Origin of the sequence: Bradyrhizobium sp., assembly GCF_049519115.1 — a bacterium.
Lineage (GTDB): Bacteria > Pseudomonadota > Alphaproteobacteria > Rhizobiales > Xanthobacteraceae > Bradyrhizobium.
Window position 1 is genome coordinate 18,222 of the sequence record NZ_JBEKRB010000033.1, and the last position, 15,734, is coordinate 33,955.

At 60.2% G+C, this 15,734-nt stretch carries 13 protein-coding genes; 8 read left to right on the top strand and 5 right to left on the bottom strand.

The window, feature by feature from the left end; all coding sequences use genetic code 11:
* Nucleotides 1-30 precede the first annotated feature (30 nt).
* Entirely contained in the window at nucleotides 31-1,224 is a 1,194-nt protein-coding gene (locus ABSE61_RS22830; RefSeq protein WP_423873403.1) for an ABC transporter substrate-binding protein, read from the top strand.
* A 41-nt stretch (nucleotides 1,225-1,265) separates the two neighbouring features.
* Here the strand turns inward: ABSE61_RS22830 and ABSE61_RS22835 are convergent, their stop codons facing one another.
* Nucleotides 1,266-2,183, bottom strand: a complete 918-nt coding sequence (locus ABSE61_RS22835) for a LysR family transcriptional regulator (RefSeq protein ID WP_423873404.1) — start codon at nucleotides 2,181-2,183, stop codon at nucleotides 1,266-1,268.
* Nucleotides 2,184-2,291: 108 nt separating this feature from the next.
* Between ABSE61_RS22835 and ABSE61_RS22840 the strand changes: the two genes are divergently transcribed.
* Nucleotides 2,292-3,245 carry an alpha/beta fold hydrolase gene (locus ABSE61_RS22840; protein WP_423873405.1) on the top strand — a complete coding sequence of 318 codons (954 nt, stop codon included), beginning with the start codon at nucleotides 2,292-2,294 and terminating at the stop codon, nucleotides 3,243-3,245.
* Between the two features lie 202 nt (nucleotides 3,246-3,447).
* Here ABSE61_RS22840 and ABSE61_RS22845 read toward each other — a convergent pair whose 3' ends face one another.
* The 3 genes from ABSE61_RS22845 to ABSE61_RS22855 all read right to left on the bottom strand — a co-directional run bounded on the left by ABSE61_RS22845 (nucleotide 3,448) and on the right by ABSE61_RS22855 (nucleotide 6,097).
* Nucleotides 3,448-3,684, bottom strand: coding sequence for a hypothetical protein (locus ABSE61_RS22845; protein WP_423873406.1), 237 nt, complete (start codon nucleotides 3,682-3,684; stop codon nucleotides 3,448-3,450).
* A 183-nt stretch (nucleotides 3,685-3,867) separates the two neighbouring features.
* A complete protein-coding gene (locus ABSE61_RS22850) occupies nucleotides 3,868-4,440 on the bottom strand; it encodes a TetR family transcriptional regulator C-terminal domain-containing protein (protein WP_423873407.1) in 573 nt (190 codons plus the stop codon).
* 481 nt (nucleotides 4,441-4,921) lie between these two features.
* Nucleotides 4,922-6,097, bottom strand: a complete 1,176-nt coding sequence (locus ABSE61_RS22855) for a hypothetical protein (protein ID WP_423873408.1) — start codon at nucleotides 6,095-6,097, stop codon at nucleotides 4,922-4,924.
* A 173-nt stretch (nucleotides 6,098-6,270) separates the two neighbouring features.
* On the opposite strand from ABSE61_RS22855, the gene ABSE61_RS22860 reads away from it, so the two are divergent.
* The 4 genes from ABSE61_RS22860 to ABSE61_RS22875 all read left to right on the top strand — a co-directional run bounded on the left by ABSE61_RS22860 (nucleotide 6,271) and on the right by ABSE61_RS22875 (nucleotide 10,410).
* On the top strand, nucleotides 6,271-6,546 hold the full coding sequence (locus ABSE61_RS22860; RefSeq protein WP_423873409.1) for a hypothetical protein: 276 nt from the start codon (nucleotides 6,271-6,273) through the stop codon (nucleotides 6,544-6,546).
* A 433-nt stretch (nucleotides 6,547-6,979) separates the two neighbouring features.
* Nucleotides 6,980-7,615 carry a response regulator transcription factor gene (locus tag ABSE61_RS22865; protein ID WP_423873410.1) on the top strand — a complete coding sequence of 212 codons (636 nt, stop codon included), beginning with the start codon at nucleotides 6,980-6,982 and terminating at the stop codon, nucleotides 7,613-7,615.
* Between the two features lie 148 nt (nucleotides 7,616-7,763).
* Nucleotides 7,764-9,503, top strand: a complete 1,740-nt coding sequence (gene araD, locus ABSE61_RS22870) for an L-arabinonate dehydratase (RefSeq protein WP_423873411.1) — start codon at nucleotides 7,764-7,766, stop codon at nucleotides 9,501-9,503.
* A gap of 187 nt (nucleotides 9,504-9,690) precedes the next feature.
* The gene (locus ABSE61_RS22875) at nucleotides 9,691-10,410 is read left to right on the top strand and encodes a ribonuclease activity regulator RraA (protein WP_423873412.1); all 720 of its coding nucleotides are present in this window, start codon (nucleotides 9,691-9,693) and stop codon (nucleotides 10,408-10,410) included.
* 139 nt (nucleotides 10,411-10,549) lie between these two features.
* On the opposite strand, the gene ABSE61_RS22880 is transcribed toward ABSE61_RS22875, so the two are convergent.
* Entirely contained in the window at nucleotides 10,550-12,655 is a 2,106-nt protein-coding gene (locus tag ABSE61_RS22880; protein ID WP_423873413.1) for a S9 family peptidase, read from the bottom strand.
* 272 nt (nucleotides 12,656-12,927) lie between these two features.
* On the opposite strand from ABSE61_RS22880, the gene ABSE61_RS22885 reads away from it, so the two are divergent.
* Both ABSE61_RS22885 and ABSE61_RS22890 read left to right on the top strand, forming a co-directional pair.
* Nucleotides 12,928-14,364, top strand: coding sequence for an MBOAT family O-acyltransferase (locus ABSE61_RS22885; RefSeq protein ID WP_423873414.1), 1,437 nt, complete (start codon nucleotides 12,928-12,930; stop codon nucleotides 14,362-14,364).
* 162 nt (nucleotides 14,365-14,526) lie between these two features.
* Complete coding sequence (locus ABSE61_RS22890; RefSeq protein ID WP_423873415.1) at nucleotides 14,527-15,642, top strand: hypothetical protein; 1,116 nt, start codon at nucleotides 14,527-14,529, stop codon at nucleotides 15,640-15,642.
* Nucleotides 15,643-15,734 lie beyond the last annotated feature (92 nt).

Genomic DNA, 15,734 nt, shown 5'->3' on the forward strand with positions numbered 1-15,734 from the left:
ATGTCTTGGTCGCACCGGAAAGGCAGTCGCATGCTTGCTAGGCTAAAAGTTCTGTTGCTCGTCACGTGTAGTTTCGCGTCCTCCGGCTTGGTTGGCGCCGCGCTGGCTGCCGACCCCGTCCGGATCACCGTGATTTCCGATCAGGACGATGATATTTACGATGCGCGCGCCGGACATGGCGGCGTCGATGCCACGCGGATGGCGGTCGAAGATTTCGGCGGGACGGTTCTGGGGCGGCCCGTGATCATCGATGCCTTGAACGATCACAACAAGCCCGCGGAAGCACCGGTGCTTGCCAAGCAGGCCTTTGACGCCGGCGCCGACCTGCTGATGGATGTGCAGAATGCGCCGATCGCGCTCGCCATCTCCAAGGTCGCGACCGAACGGCGTAAGCTCGCAATCAGCACCGGATCAGCTTCTCCCGCGCTTACTCGAGGCGAATGCAGCCGCTATTTCTACCATTACTCGTTTGACCTGACGGCCATTGAAAGCGCGACCTCAGATTATCTAGCGGCACAAAGCAAGCGTTGGGTCTTCATCGCTGATGATAGCGGCTTCGGCCGCGCTGGCCTTGCGACCATGACGCCGAAGATCACGGCGCATGGCGGCGAGGTCGTGAAGACCTTTTTGACGCCGCCGACGGAAGATGGCTACGCGGCCGTGATCGAGGAAGTCCGGGGCCTGAAACCTGACGTGGTCGCGGTCATCAACGCCGGTGCAAAGGACGATGCCGTTGTATCTGCGGTGACGAAGGCGAAGCTTTCGGCGATCACGACCACGGGGCTGCTTTATCTGTCTGACGTCGATCGCATTAAAGATGGCTACGCTGGCCTGGTCGCGACCGTGCCGTGGTATTGGAACCTCGATCCGACGGCCCGGGCATGGTCTGATCGCTTCGCCGCCGCGCATGACGGGCGCCGGCCCACCGCGGCTCAAGCGGCGGATTACTCGGCGACGACGCAGTGGCTGAATGCCGTGCGTACCGCCGGCACCACCGATGCCGATGCTGTTATTCACGTTCTCGACGGTCGCAAGTTCGATGACTTGTTTGCCCACGGCGGAGAGTTTCGCGCCAGCGATCATATGGTCGTCCATGACCTCTATGTCGCAAAGGTCAGAGCATCGGCCGAGCTTCCGGAGCCGCATGCCTGGTACAACATCCTGGCGACGGTGCCCGCGGCAACCGCATTTCCGGCCGGCACGGATTGCAAGATGACTCAGTGAGGATTCCCGCGTTGGCTGGAAAGCTTCGCCATTCCGTCAAGTTACGCGGCTGAACCGATCCTCGACAGTGCTTTCCGCAGGCGTGGCCCCGCAAAGTCGAGGAAGCGGCGCATCTTGAGCGGCATCTGACCGCGGGTTGCATGGATGAGGTGAACCGGCGCCGGTTCGGTCTCATACTTCTCCAGGACAATCCGAAGCTTTCCGCCCTTGATGTCGTCCACGACCTGATAATGGCGCAGGCACACGAAGCCGACGCCCCGAAGCGCGGCATCTACGGCTGCCTCCGCTGATGTCGCCAGCCGCGGAGAGATCGCAACTTCAGTGTCGGTGCCCGTTCCGGGATGGCGGAAGCGCCATCCGGATCCGAGCGTCTGAACCCCGATGCTCGTCACACATGGCGTCCCGGCCAATTCTTCCGGTGTTCGAGGAATGCCCCGGCTTTTAAGCAACGTTGGACTTCCGCAAACCACTCGGCGCATCGATCCTACGCGCGTCGCGATCATGCCGCTGTCGGGCAGCTTCCCGATTCGAACAGCCATGTCGATCTGATCGTCGACCAGATTGACGTTGCGATCCCCGAGCATGAGCCGGACGTTGACCTCGGAGAACTGCGCCAGGAAGTCGGCAACCACCGGCAGGACATGGAGACGGCCGAAGAGCGCGGGCGCAGTGATGACCAGCTCTCCTCTGGGAGTCGTGAATTCGCCCGCCGCCTGGCGTTCCGCTTCATCCACCTGTTCAAGGATGCGCCGTGCCGATTCCGCATAGGCTACGCCGGAATCAGTAAGGATGAGCTGACGGGTGGTGCGGGTCAGCAGTTGTGTTCCGAGCTGCGCCTCGAGGTCTGCGACCTTCCGGCTGAGTGTCGGCACGGGAACGCGCATTTCACGGGCCGCGGCCGACAGGCTGCCTTTCTCGACGGCCGTCAGAAACATCGACATGGCTTCGAGCCGGTCCATCCACTTTCTCATAATACGAGAAGATTGGTCTCAATCTTAGCGTATTCACCGGACGGATGAGAAGAGGCAGGCTTCGGGTTGGGTAATTCGCCTGGAAGGAAAAATCTGATGTCCCCAGCCAAATATATCGCGACAGCCATCTCGACGGCCTTGGCGCTGACCGTAGCCAGCGCTTCCACTGCTTCCGCGCTGCCTTCGACCTCGGCCACGACCACCTATCACCGTACCCAGGTCGGTGGTGTTGGCGTGTTCTATCGCGAGGCCGGTCCCAAGGACGCGCCTGTTATCGTGCTGCTGCACGGTTTTCCGTCGTCATCGCGGATGTACGACACGCTGATTCCGTTGCTGGCAACGCGCTATCATCCGATCGCGCCGGATTATCCGGGCTTCGGCCAGAGCGACGCGCTGCTGCCTTCGCAGTACACCGACACCTTCGATCACCTGGCCGCGACGATCAATGGGCTGCTCGAACAGCTCAAGATCAATCGCTACAGCCTTTATCTGCAGGACTATGGCGCTCCCGTCGGTTACCGCATCATGCTCGCGCATCCCGAGCGGGTGCAGGCGCTGGTGATCCAGAACGGCAACGCCTACGCGGAAGGCCTTGGCGTCAAGTGGCAGGGCATCGCCGAATATTGGGCGGACCCCAAGGCGCATCCGGAGGTGGCGGTTGCGTTCACTTCGCTCGAAGCCGCCAAAGTTCGCCATGCCGGCGGCAGCCCCAATCCCGAGCGCTACAATCCCGAAATCTGGCTCGAGGAATTTGCCTTCATGTCGCGGCCCGGCGAGCCTGAGATTCTCGAGCCGCTTCTCTACGACTATCGAACCAATGTGGCTTCCTATCCAGCGTGGCAGGCGTGGCTCCGCCAGTACAATCCGCCGACATTGGTCGTCTGGGGGCGTTACGACAGCTCATTCATCTCGGCCGGAGCCGAAGGCTACAAGCGCGACGTCCCTGACGCCGAAATTCACCTGCTTGACGCCGGTCACTTCGCGCTTGACGAGAAGGTCGATGAAATCGCGGCGCGGATGCTCGAATTCCTGCCCAAGCATGTCCACTAGGTGAGGACGTTGTTATCCCGACGCAGGGGAGAGCTTTCTTTGCGGGCTTGCCTTCGTCGGCGAGACCGGATTGCCGCAATGCGGTGCCTTCGACCGCAATGGCCTTGCGACAAAAAAGAGTGCGATGGCAAGAGGGGCAGCCATCGCACTTAGAGGGGTCCGCTCGGCGTCGCGGGAGGATCTGCGACGCCGTTATCTTGAATTACTGGGCGATGTGGTGCTTGCGCACGTGGGTGCGGAACTTCGTCGGCTGCTGGACTTCATCGACCAGGTTCGCCTGGGCATTCAAAGATGGCGTCGGAGAGTCGAGCCGGAGGAGACCGGCGGGCACGCCTTGCGCCGCCGCCGGGGTAACCGGAGCCGCGGAAATCAGCGCGATCAAAGCGGAAGAGGCGAAAACGAGGCTCGAAATGCGGGTATTCGGGATGAATTTCAGCATGATGCTTCTCTCTCGGTTAACGCGTTATCCGAATGGTTTCAGGTATCATAATACGCCTCTCTCGAAAGGAAGGTGACTGGTCACCTTGAAATCAGGGCGTACTAAACCCAAACTCCATTACAGAAACGCAATGCAGTCAATATGACCAGTCAGCTTGAAATGTCAACCGGAGTTAAATCACGTTCACTTTAACAGCGCCTTGAAGGCGGTGTTCAGGAAGTCGTCGATCGGCTCGCGGTCCTTGGTGATCTTGAGCCGGATGGTCGCGCCTTCCCAGGCATTGACCAGGAAACGCGCCAGTTCGCCTGCGTCATGGCGGGGATCGATCTCGCCCTTGGCCTGCGCCTCGCGCAGCACCGATTCAACGGCGCCACACCATCTTTCAAACACCGACCGTAGCTCTTCGCGCATCTTGGGATATTCGCGGGCCATTTCCGTCGCGAACAGCCCAAGCATGCAGCCGCGTTCAAAACCCTGATCAATTAGGCGTTCCGACAAGAACTTGAAATGGCCTTTGAGACGTTCAAGCGGCGCGACACTCTCGTCGAACAACATGTCCGAGCGGGTGCCTTCGAGATAACGCCGCAACGCGTCGATCGCGAGATCTTCCTTATTCTCGAAATGATTGAAGAACGACCCCTTGGGGACGCCCGCGGCCTCGGTAATGTCCTGGATCGAACATCCCTTGAAGCCGAGCGTATGCAGCGTATCTACCGCGCTGCTGGCGAGTTTCTCGCGCAGGCTGGGTCTGGCCATGGACGTCTCTCCCGAGGGTTTTCCCCTCTACGAGGGATGACAAATCCTCTCGCAATCATGACAAATATGCGACCGAGCGACTTAATTCAACACCAATGGCATAAAATCTGACCAGTCAGCTTGATCCGCGTTCAGATAGCTACCATCGTACCCTTACTCAAAGCTTAAATTCCGTCAGGCGGTTTACTTGCTTCGATCGAATGCTTTGGCACCGCCCCGGACGGCTGCTGCGAACTCGTCCAAAGCGCCTCGACATCCGAACTTCAGCTGCTCGCTGTAGCCCGCCCGGATCATCAAACCGCACCACATCGTCGTCGCGCGGCTGCATGATGTTGCATGTTGCCATCATCGCCGGGCCAACGCAGTTTTCAAGCTGATATCATCGTGATTGATGTCAGGCGGAGATATCCTTGGGGGTATCGTCGGCCATCGGCGCGGCCGCTATCGGTGAGATGACCGTGCTGGCCGCGACGCAGGCGGATCAGGCGCGGGATTTTTCCGAGCTGCCGAGGATCTCTTTACAAAGAGCGACCCCATCATTGGCGATATCGCGGCTCTTCCACGCCCAATAGGTCAGCCGGCCGGAGAGGGTATTTTGGCGGCGCAAGCGGCGCGATCCCAGCACGTGACCGACATTGTCGGGAAACCGGCTGATCTCGTTTTCCACGAGCTCGGTGATCGACGCCATCAGCGCGTCCAACCTTCGTCCCCAATCGGATTCCGCGAACTGATCGATGCGAACCCTCAGCGCGAATTCGGTGTCGTAGATATCGACCAGGATTTCCTTGGCGACCAGAATCCGCTCCTGTTTGAGCGCAAGGCGCAACAACCCGCGTTTGTCCTCCAGACGGTCCAGAACCATCGCGACCGCGACCGCATAGGGGGTGGCGGCGACACTGGCCGCGGTCTTGTTCGACGCGGCTTTGGTGGCGAGATGGATCAATTGCCAATGGGGCTTGAGGCGTTTGGCCACCAGCATCAGCGCGAAGGGAACCTGCTCGCGGCGGGTCTTGGCGAACGCGTCCAACAGCGGCGCGATTTTGGCAATCTCGGCGTCTTCAAAGCGGGTGAGCTTCGCCGGCAGCGCCTCGTTTAATTTCGCGAGTTCGTCGCGGGCGCGGAGCGCGCCAAGCATCTTGGCCAGATCGTCGAAGGCGAGCGGCGAGGCTGTATAGAAGGCAAGCCGGCTGCGAATCTGGCCGGCGCTGTCGGGCGAGGAGAGGATGTTCTCCATGCTCTTGGCGACTTTGGTCTGGAATGTCGTGGCGGCCTGACGAGCTTCGCGCTGCTTGTCCGACGCAATCAGGTCGGTAACGTTCTTCACGTAATCGCGCGCCATCGTCGGCAAGAGATCGCGGCTGACCCACTCCCAGATCGCCGATAACGACCCGCGCTGGATTCCGCCCGTCGTGCCGTGTTGAGGGGAGCCTTCGACCAGCAACGGCTCTAATGGCGCAAAAAAATAGCGCGCTGGAGCGCTGTTGCGTTTTTGGGTCTGTCCGCCGCCGCGAAACTCGGCGCGCAACGTCTCCATGACCTCGCCGGCGCCGGGTATTTCGGCGCCGCAAAGTTCCAGCCGCTCCAACTCTTCCAGCAGATTGCTGCGCGTCGGAGGCGTCAATCGTTGCAAGAATTCCTTTATGCGGGTCTGAATCATTGCAAGATGGTGCGATTGGTGAAGAAAGCCTGTGTTGTCCAGGCTCCGGTCGCACGATCAAAGCAGGGCGCCGTAAATTAAGTCGTAAAGAAAACGGTAAGCCGCCACCTTGCTCCGGAGAATTACGTAGTCACATTGCCGAGAGCATCGACGGCAGGAATGCGAGACCGCGCATGTCGCTCGAAACGCGGCATTTTTCTAACTGTTCTTTTCGCAGAGCACCAATTAGTCGAAATTTAACCGTGTCGACTGACGAGCCGAACATGATCGCGGCCGCTGCCGTACAGCGCTCCATGCACCGTATTGGCCCGGGCGCGAAAATTAATGCGAAGTTGGCGGCCGCCCACTACGGGTTGCAGAAAGCAAGATCTTCGATTTTGCGGAGATGTCGGCATTTCCTCCTGCCGGATCATGCTTCCGCTGCGAAACCCGGCCGCAACGACGAGTGAAGACAACGTTGCTGTAGTGACGGTGCAAGGCTCCAGCCAGGGTCTCAACCCGACGAGGGCATTCTTCTGCTGTTGTCTTCCACGGGCTGGTTATCGCCGTTGCGAACTCGCCCGCGTCAACGGAACCGACAAGGACATCCGGCTTGTGAAGGCGACGGCGCGCAGGAAGACGGGTAGTTCGTCCAACTCTTTCTTCCATGTCGCCATCATCCCAATGAGGATGATTTCATTTCGGAAGCGATTGAACGAAATCGCGGAACTGGCACGAGCGGCAGATGTCGGGCGCCGGGTGCTAGTTTTTCGCGTTAGACGGGAACAGGTTGCTACTTGTGCGTTAAGTCATCGTCCCGTAGAAACACGGGATGGCGATTTGCGCCACGGGTTTGCGTCGATAAGTCCGCGTTGCTTTTTCCGCGACCAAGGACGGTGTCACATGACCGAAAAGCCACCCTCTCGCGGTGAGATCTTCGTCGTCGATGACGATCCCGCCGTCCGCGAAACTCTTTCCATCGTCTTGTCGGCGGGAGGCTACGAAGTCATCTGCTTTGCCGACGGTGCCGCGCTGTTGTCGATCGCGCGAAACCGTATTCCCGCCTGCATTCTTTTGGATGTGCATATTCCCGGCCAATCGGGTCTGGATATTTTGAAGGAACTGCGCGGCGAGGACTATCCGGCGCCGATCTTCATCATCTCCGGACAGGGCGACATCGCCATGGCGGTCAGCGCGATCAAGAATGGCGCGCTGGATTTCATCGAGAAGCCGTTTCGTGGAAGTGAGCTTGTCGCGCGCCTCAACGAGGCGATCGAGGCCTATGAGCGCCGCCAGGCCGATCGTTCCGCTTCCAACGTCGGCTCGCTGCATTTCCCCGGCCGCGAGCCGCTGACCCGGCGAGAGCGCGAAGTGCTGGAGCAGTTCACCGCCGGTGCCTCCAACAAGGAGGCCGGGCGGCAATTGGGAATCAGCCCCCGCACCATCGAAGACCATCGCGCCAACATCATGAAAAAGCTCGGCGCGAAAAATGCCGCCGATCTGGTCCGGATCGTGATGACCGCCGCCCGCGCGTCCTGACAGATTCCGCCTGTCGTCGAGGCTTGGCGATCAGCGCCTCGCGGATGGCAATTTGGCACTGCAAAAATTGCCGGTTCGACATCAGCGGGCTTGCTCGCCATGGATCGCCTGTGAGAAGACACAGGCAGAATTTGGCACGGGTAGCATCATGACAGAAAACAAGAAAACACCGGAAACGCTCCGCAGCGCGCGCTGGTTCGCGCCCGACGACTTGCGGGCCTTTGGTCACCGATCGCGGGCCATGCAGATGGGCTATGCGCCGGAGGAATGGAAAGACCGCCCGGTGATCGCGATCCTCAACACCTGGTCGGACGCCCAGCCCTGCCACATGCATTTCAAAAGCCGGGTCGACGACGTCAAGCGCGGCATCCTGATGGCCGGCGGCTTTCCGATGGAACTGCCGGCGCTGTCGCTCTCCGAGTCGTTCTTAAAGCCTACCACCATGCTCTATCGCAATCTGCTGGCGATGGACGCCGAGGAATTGCTGCGCGGCCACCCGGTCGACGGCGTGGTGCTGATGGGCGGATGCGACAAGACCACGCCCGCGCTTTTGCTCGGCGCCACCAGCATGAACATCCCGGCGATCTATTTGCCGGCGGGGCCGATGTTGCGCGGCAACTGGAAAGGCAAGACGCTGGGTTCGGGATCGGATGCCTGGAAATACTGGGACGAGCGCCGTGCCGGCAAGATTTCCGACAAGGACTGGGTCGATGTCGAGGCCGGGATTGCCCGCAGCTACGGCACCTGCATGACCATGGGCACCGCCTCGACCATGACGGCGATCGCCGAATCCATCGGGATGACGCTGCCCGGCGCATCCTCGATTCCGGCGGCCGACGCCGGCCACATCCGGATGGCATCGGAATGCGGCCGGCGCATCGTCGAAATGGTCTGGGAGGATCTGACGCCGAAGAAGATCCAGACGCGCAAGGCGTTCGAAAACGCCATTACCGTGGCGATGGCGATGGGTTGCTCGACCAATGCGATCATTCACCTGCTCGCGCAGGCGCGCCGCGCCGGACAGGACATCAGCCTCGACGATTTCGAAAAAGCCAGCCGCAAGGTGCCTGTCATCGCCAATGTGCGGCCATCCGGCGACAAATATCTGATGGAAGATTTTTACTACGCCGGCGGGCTGCCCGGCCTGATGAGCCGGATCAAACCGCATCTGCATCTCGATGCCCTGACAGTGACGGGCCAGACCATGGGCGAGAATATTGCGCGTGCCGAAGTCTACAACGACGACGTCATCCGCACGGTCGAGAATCCGATCTATGCGGAGGGCGCGCTCGCGGTGCTCAAAGGCAACCTCGCGCCCGACGGCTGCGTCATCAAGCCTTCCGCCTGCGAACCGCGTTTCCTCAAGCACACCGGCACCGCGCTGGTGTTCGACGATTATCCGTCGATGAAAAAGGCGATCGACGATCCCGATCTCGATGTCACCGCCGATCATGTCCTGATCCTGCGCAATGCCGGGCCGCAAGGCGGTCCGGGCATGCCGGAATGGGGCATGCTGCCGATTCCGACCAAGCTCGTGAAGCAGGGCGTGCGCGACATGGTACGGCTGTCCGATGCGCGCATGAGCGGCACCAGCTATGGCGCCTGCATCCTGCATGTCTCGCCTGAATCCTATATCGGTGGGCCGCTCGCGCTGGTGAAGAACGGCGACAAGATCACGCTCGATGTCGCCGCGCGCACCATCAACCTCGATGTATCCGAGGCCGAACTGAAAAAACGCCGCGCCGAATGGAAGCAGCCGGAGACGCGGTTCGAGCGCGGCTACGGCTGGATGTTCACCAAGCACATCAAGCAGGCCAACGAAGGCTGCGACTTCGATTTTCTTGAAACGACGTTCGGCAAGCCGGTCGGCGAGCCGTCGATTTTTTAAGCTTCACCGTCATTCCGGGGCGAGGCGAAGCCTCTAGCCCGGAAAACATGATGCCGCACGAATGCTGGGAGAAATAGATTCCGGGCCTGCGCCTTCCGCGCAAAATGACCTCGCTATTTTGTCGCGACGGCGCATCTCCGATGCGCAATTGCACATCAGAGAATGACGATAGATAGGGATTGAACCAATGACCAAACTTTCCGACGCCGCCCGCGACAAGCTGAAGACCGTCTCGACCGCGACGGTCGCCACCGCATTGTTCAAGCGCGGTTTTCGCGTCCAGATGATCCAGGATGTGCACCCCCTAAGCGCCGATCAGCCGGTATTGGTCGGCGAGGCCTTTACCTTGCGTTACATGCCGGCGCGCGAGGACCTCAACAAGATCGAGGTGTTCCGCGATCGCGCCCATCCGCAGCGCAAGGCGGTCGAGGACTGCCCGGTGGGCGCGGTGCTGGTGATGGATAGCCGCAAGGACGCGCGCGCCGCGTCGGCTGGCGCCATTCTCGTCACGCGGCTGATGAAACGCGGCGTTGCCGGCGTCATCACCGACGGCGGCTTTCGCGATTCAGCCGAAATCGCCAGCCTCGGTTTTCCCGCCTACCATCACCGGCCGAGCGCGCCGACCAATCTCACGCTGCATCAGGCGATCGAAATCAACGTGCCGATCGGCTGCGGCGATGCACCGGTTTTTCCCGGCGACGTCATCCTCGGCGACAGCGACGGGGTGATCGTGATCCCGGCGCATCTGACTGACGAGATCGCCAATGAGGCCGTCGAGATGACGGCGTTTGAGGATTTCGTCACCGAACAGGTCCACAAAGGCAAATCGATCCTCGGGCTTTATCCGGCCACCGACGAACAGACCTCGGTCGATTTCGCCGCCTGGCGGAAAGAGAAGGGGCGGTAAGCTCGCTCTTCGCTTGTGCCGTTCCCCGGACGCAGCGCAGCGTGAAACGGTGCGCTGCAGATCCGGGGTCCATGAAGCCGTGGGTCCCGGAGCTGCGTCGCATCACTTCGTGACGCGCCGCGTCCGGGACACGAGACGCTCACGCCTCGCTCTTCTCCGCCAACCCGACCGCCCAGAGCGCAAACGCATACGCGATCGCGACTTCGTCGAGCCGGTTGAAGCGGCCAGACGCGCCGCCGTGGCCGGCGCCCATATTGGTGCGCAACAAAACCGGGCCACCGCCGGTCATGGTCGCGCGCAGCCGCGCGATCCATTTCGCCGGCTCCCAATAGGTGACGCGCGGGTCGGTGAGGCCGCTCATCGCCAGAATCGCGGGATAGTCCTTTGCCGCGACGTTGTCGTAAGGCGAATAGGACAGGATGGTCTTGAAATCGGCTTCGCTCTCGATCGGGTTGCCCCATTCCGGCCATTCCGGCGGCGTCAGCGGCAGCGTGTCGTCGAGCATGGTATTGAGGACATCGACGAAAGGCACTTCGGCGACGATGCCTGCGAATAATTCACCGGAGCGGTTGGCGACCGCGCCCATCAGCATGCCGCCGGCGCTGCCGCCATGGCCGACGATGCGCTTGGTGCCGGTATATTTCTCCGCGATCAGCGCACGGGCGCTGGCCGCAAAATCGTCGAAGCTGTTGGTTTTTTTCGCGCGCTTGCCGTCGAGATACCAGCCCCAGCCCTTGTCGGCGCCGCCTCTGATATGGGCGATCGCGTAGACAAAGCCGCGGTCGACCAGCGACAGCCGGTTGGCGGAAAACGAGGCCGGCATCGCCATGCCGTAGGAGCCGTAGCCATACAACAGTAGCGGCGCGTTGCCGTCGCGCGCAAGATCGCGACGATGCAGGATGGAAACCGGCACCTCGGCGCCATCGTGCGATTTCGCCATGATGCGGGTGGTGACGTAATCGACGGGGTTGTGGCCGGACGGAATCTCCTGGCGCTTGCGCAAAACGCGCGTTCGTTTCGCCATGTCGTAGTCATAGACTTCGTTCGGCGTCGTCATCGACGAATAGGAGAAACGCAAATTCGTCGTCTCGAACTCGTAGGAGCCAATGGTGTCGAGCGAGTAGGCGGCCTCGTCGAACGCAATCGCATGTTCCTCGCCATTTGAGAGATCGCGGATGACGATGGCCGGCAGCGCGTTGGCGCGCTCGAGCCGCACCATGTGGCCAGAGAACAGTTCGACATCGAGCACATAGATGCCTTCGCGATAGGGAATCAGGTCGCGCCAGTTCGCCCGCTCCGGCGCATTCAACGGCGCGGTAGCGATCTTGAAGTCGATGGCGCCGTCAGCATTCGTCAGAATGAACAGCTGATCGCCGCGATCGTTGACCGAATATTGCACGCCCTCTTCACGTGCGGCCACCAGCCGCGGCGTCGCTTTCGGGTCGGAAAGATCGATCAGGCGCTGCTCGGAGGTTTCGTGGTCGCCGCCGGCGATCACGCAATAGCGGCCGCTGGCGCTTTCATGAATATGGGTGAACCAGCCGGGGTCTTTCTCTTCAAAGACCAGCAGGTCTTCGGCCTGCTTCGTGCCGAGACGATGACGCCAGACCTGCATCGGCCGGTGGTTGTCATCGAGCTTCACATAGAAGAACGCGCTCGAATCGGCATTCCACACCGCCGTGCCATCGGTCTCCTCGACGAGGTCGTCGAAATCCTTCTTGGTCGCCCAGTCGCGAACCCGGATCGAGAAATATTCAGACCCCTTGGTGTCCGCGCTCCAGGCTTCAAGCCGGTGGTCGGGCGAATGCCGCCCGCCGCCGAACTTGAAGTATTCATGATGCGCCGCAAGTTCGTCGCCATCGAGAATGATCTCGGCCTCGCCGCCCTCGCGCGGACTGCGTCCGAACAACTCGTGTTGCCCGCCCTCGCGGAACTTGCGCAAATAAGCGTAGACGCCGTCGGGCGAGGGCACGCTTGAATCGTCTTCCTTGATGCGCCCGCGCATTTCCTTGACCAGCCGCTTCTGCAACGGCGCGGTATGCCCAAGCAGGCTCTCGGTGTAGGCGTTTTCGGATTCCAGATATTTGCGGATATCCGAATCCAGAATCGCCGGACCGCGCAGTACCTCCTGCCAGTTTTCATCTTTCAGCCACGCATAATCATCGACGACCGTAATGCCGTGGGTGGTGAAGGCATGCGGGCGCCGCGGCGCGACCGGCGGCGTCAGGGGGCTCTTTTGGTCCATCTGTTTTGTCACTCTGTTCTTATCGTTTGCAATGTCATATCGGGTTTGCCGGGCACATTGCCAGATGCTGTCGTCGCCTCGATCGTTCTTATCTTCGACATTCCGGGGTGCGCCGCAAGGCGCACGCCCGGAATCCATTTATCCACGCAGCCAGAGGTGAGATAGATTCCGGGCTCGCTTGCTTCGCTCGCGCCCCGGAATGATGGCCTCCGACCAGCTTGTTGATTTTACGGCTGGTAGGATTAGGCTCGGCTTCCCCCGCAAGGAAACCGATGCTTTTCAACTCCTATTCCTTCATTTTCGTCTTTTTGCCGGTTGTTCTCTTTGGGTATTTCGCCGCCGGCCGCTTCGGTGCGCAGGCGCCGGTCGTATGGCTCGCGCTGGCCTCGCTGGTTTTCTATTCGTTCAGCAACTGGCCGTTCGTGGCATTGCTGCTGGGCTCGATCGCATTCAACTATCTTGTCGGCTGGCTCCTGATTTCGCGCCGTCTTCGCGCGGCCCCTCGTTTTGCCGCGTTGACGGTCGGTGTGAGCGGGGACCTCATGGTGCTCGGCATCTTCAAATATGCCGGCTTTCTGACTGCCAATTTCAACGCGATATTCTCGACGTCGGTTGTAGTGAACATCCTGCTTCCGGTCGGCATCTCGTTCTACACATTCACGCAGATCGCGTTCCTGGTCGATGCCTACCGGGGCAAGGTCGCTCACTATGCGCTGGCGCATTTTGCGCTGTTCGTGACGTACTTCCCGCATTTGATCGCTGGTCCCATCCTGCACCACCGGGACATGATCCCGCAGTTTGAATCAGATGACACGAAGCGGCCGAATCCGCGTCTGATGTTGTATGGGCTGATTATTTTCGGAATCGGCCTGTTCAAGAAGACCGTTTTTGCCGATGGCATCCAGCCTTTGGTCGCGCTCGCCTTCAACCAGGCCTCGCCGTCGTTCGATCAGGCCTGGATCGGCGCGCTGGCCTACACGTTTCAGCTTTATTTCGACTTCTCCGGCTATTCCGACATGGCGATCGGAATCTCGCTGATGTTCGGCATTTTCCTGCCGCTGAATTTCAATTCGCCCTATCAGGCGACGAGCATCATCGACTTCTGGCGCCGCTGGCACATGACGTTGTCGCAGTTCCTGCGCGACTATCTGTACGTCCCGCTCGGGGGCAACCGGCATGGCCGGCTCTTGCGCTATGTGAACCTCATGATCACGATGCTTCTCGGCGGCCTCTGGCACGGTGCAGCCTGGACATTTGTCGTCTGGGGCGCGTTGCATGGGCTTTACCTTTGCATCAACCATGCCTGGGTTAATTATGGCCCGCCGACGCCTGAGCGTTTGGCGCGCCCCGCCGGCGTTGTCGCGTTTCTCCTCACTTTTCTTGCGGTCGTGGTCGCCTGGGTCTTCTTCCGCGCCGATAGCCTGGCCTCCGCGCTATCGGTGCTGTCTGACATGGCCGATCCCGGCCGGATTGTGTTCGGTCCTACCGAGATGGCCCAAAGCCTGATGATCGCGATCTATGCCGCGATTGCCTGGTTCGCGCCGAATACGCAAGCGATCGTGGGTTACGACCACAAAAACAGGTTTGTCGGCGAAAATGTGAGCGCGTGGCGGGTGCGGCCATGGCTCGTCTACGGCGGCGCGGCGGCGTTTGCCTTCGGAATTCTCGGCATCCAGCGCCACAGCGAATTCATCTATTTCCGGTTCTAGTGCGGCGAATTTGAAGTTCCTATCGGTTTCGCCGGGAGTTCGTCATAGGAACTTCAAATTCAAAGCCGCACTAGGATCAATAAATTGCTAGAGTTCCTTTGATTCCGAAGTTCGCGTCAGAGGTAGCCACGATAGTTTGCGAACTTCGGAACCGGAACTCTAGTGGATCAATCGATCAAAAATCTAGTTCGCTTCTTTGCCGCAAGCCTGCTCATCATGCTGGCGGCGGCGGCGCTCAATTTTACGGTCGATCCCCTGCAGATCTTCCGCCCCGCACGGCTGTTGACGGCGGTGTATTCGCAGGACAGCCGGCTCCAGAATGCCGGGCTGATCAGGAGCCAGACGTTTGACACGGTTTTCATAGGGACGTCGCTCGCGATTCATTTTCGCCAGAGCGACATCGACCGGATCATGGGCGTGACGTCGCTCAAGCTCGCGATGAGCGGTTCAAGCTCCCGCGAACAGGCGTTCGTGCTCGCCGCCGCGATGGCCCGGCATCCAAAGCGGGTGATCTGGGAGGTGGACGACTGGATCTTTCACGACACGCCTGACATCGACGCGAACACGTACCTTCCGGCAGATCTTTACCGGGGAAATGTGAAGGGCATCGCCTCTTACCTCCTCAGTGGCGCGATGGCGTGGGAGTCGGTGTGGACGGTGGTGCGATCGATCCCGCCGTTGAAGCCGGTCCTCGCGCCGATGGCGAACGAAGGGCTGTTCAAATTTCCGCTGTCCCGTGTCGATGATATCAACACGTTACAGCCTAACGACGACGTCGCCGCGATCTACAAGGCCAAACGGGCGATGGCGGCGTTCCGGTACATTACTGATCCCCTTCGCAGCAACTACCTGCTGGACGATACCGACTACGATATGAAGGTCCGTGTGTTCGAGCGGGATGCGGTTGGTCTCATCAGCGCCAATCCGGGCGCGACCTTCGATATCTATCTGCCGCCTTATTCGATCCTGCAATGGGTGGCGTTGCGCGACACGTCACCCGAGACATTGCAAAGCGTCTATGCGTTCTCGGCCCTCTTTTGCCGGCGGCTGACGAATTTCCCGAACGTCCGGCTGTTCGATTTTCGAAGCGTCAGCGAAGTTACCCACGATCTGAATAATTATTCCGACGTGATCCACCATTCGCCAGCGATCGACTTGAAGGTTCTGGATTGGCTCGCGCAAGGAAAATATCGCGTCGATGCGTCGGCGCCGACGGAACCTCTTGACCGGCTCAAGGCGCAGGTCGAGGCGTATCGGTTGGGAGATGCTGAGCGATAGTGGCTCTTTCCGTCATTGCGAGGAGCGCAAGCGACGAAGCAATCCAGAATCTTGCTTCCGATCGACTGGACTGCTCGCAATTACGGCCTGTG

Coding starts and splice junctions, on each gene's coding strand:
- ABSE61_RS22885 (WP_423873414.1), top strand. CDS start 12,928: ATGCTTTTCAACTCCTATTCCTTCATTTTCGTCTTTTTGCCGGTTGTT.
- ABSE61_RS22860 (WP_423873409.1), top strand. CDS start 6,271: ATGTCGCTCGAAACGCGGCATTTTTCTAACTGTTCTTTTCGCAGAGCA.
- ABSE61_RS22845 (WP_423873406.1), bottom strand. CDS start 3,684: ATGCTGAAATTCATCCCGAATACCCGCATTTCGAGCCTCGTTTTCGCC.
- ABSE61_RS22850 (WP_423873407.1), bottom strand. CDS start 4,440: ATGGCCAGACCCAGCCTGCGCGAGAAACTCGCCAGCAGCGCGGTAGAT.
- ABSE61_RS22880 (WP_423873413.1), bottom strand. CDS start 12,655: ATGGACCAAAAGAGCCCCCTGACGCCGCCGGTCGCGCCGCGGCGCCCG.
- ABSE61_RS22830 (WP_423873403.1), top strand. CDS start 31: ATGCTTGCTAGGCTAAAAGTTCTGTTGCTCGTCACGTGTAGTTTCGCG.
- ABSE61_RS22855 (WP_423873408.1), bottom strand. CDS start 6,097: ATGATTCAGACCCGCATAAAGGAATTCTTGCAACGATTGACGCCTCCG.
- ABSE61_RS22875 (WP_423873412.1), top strand. CDS start 9,691: ATGACCAAACTTTCCGACGCCGCCCGCGACAAGCTGAAGACCGTCTCG.
- ABSE61_RS22835 (WP_423873404.1), bottom strand. CDS start 2,183: ATGGACCGGCTCGAAGCCATGTCGATGTTTCTGACGGCCGTCGAGAAA.
- ABSE61_RS22840 (WP_423873405.1), top strand. CDS start 2,292: ATGTCCCCAGCCAAATATATCGCGACAGCCATCTCGACGGCCTTGGCG.
- araD (WP_423873411.1), top strand. CDS start 7,764: ATGACAGAAAACAAGAAAACACCGGAAACGCTCCGCAGCGCGCGCTGG.
- ABSE61_RS22865 (WP_423873410.1), top strand. CDS start 6,980: ATGACCGAAAAGCCACCCTCTCGCGGTGAGATCTTCGTCGTCGATGAC.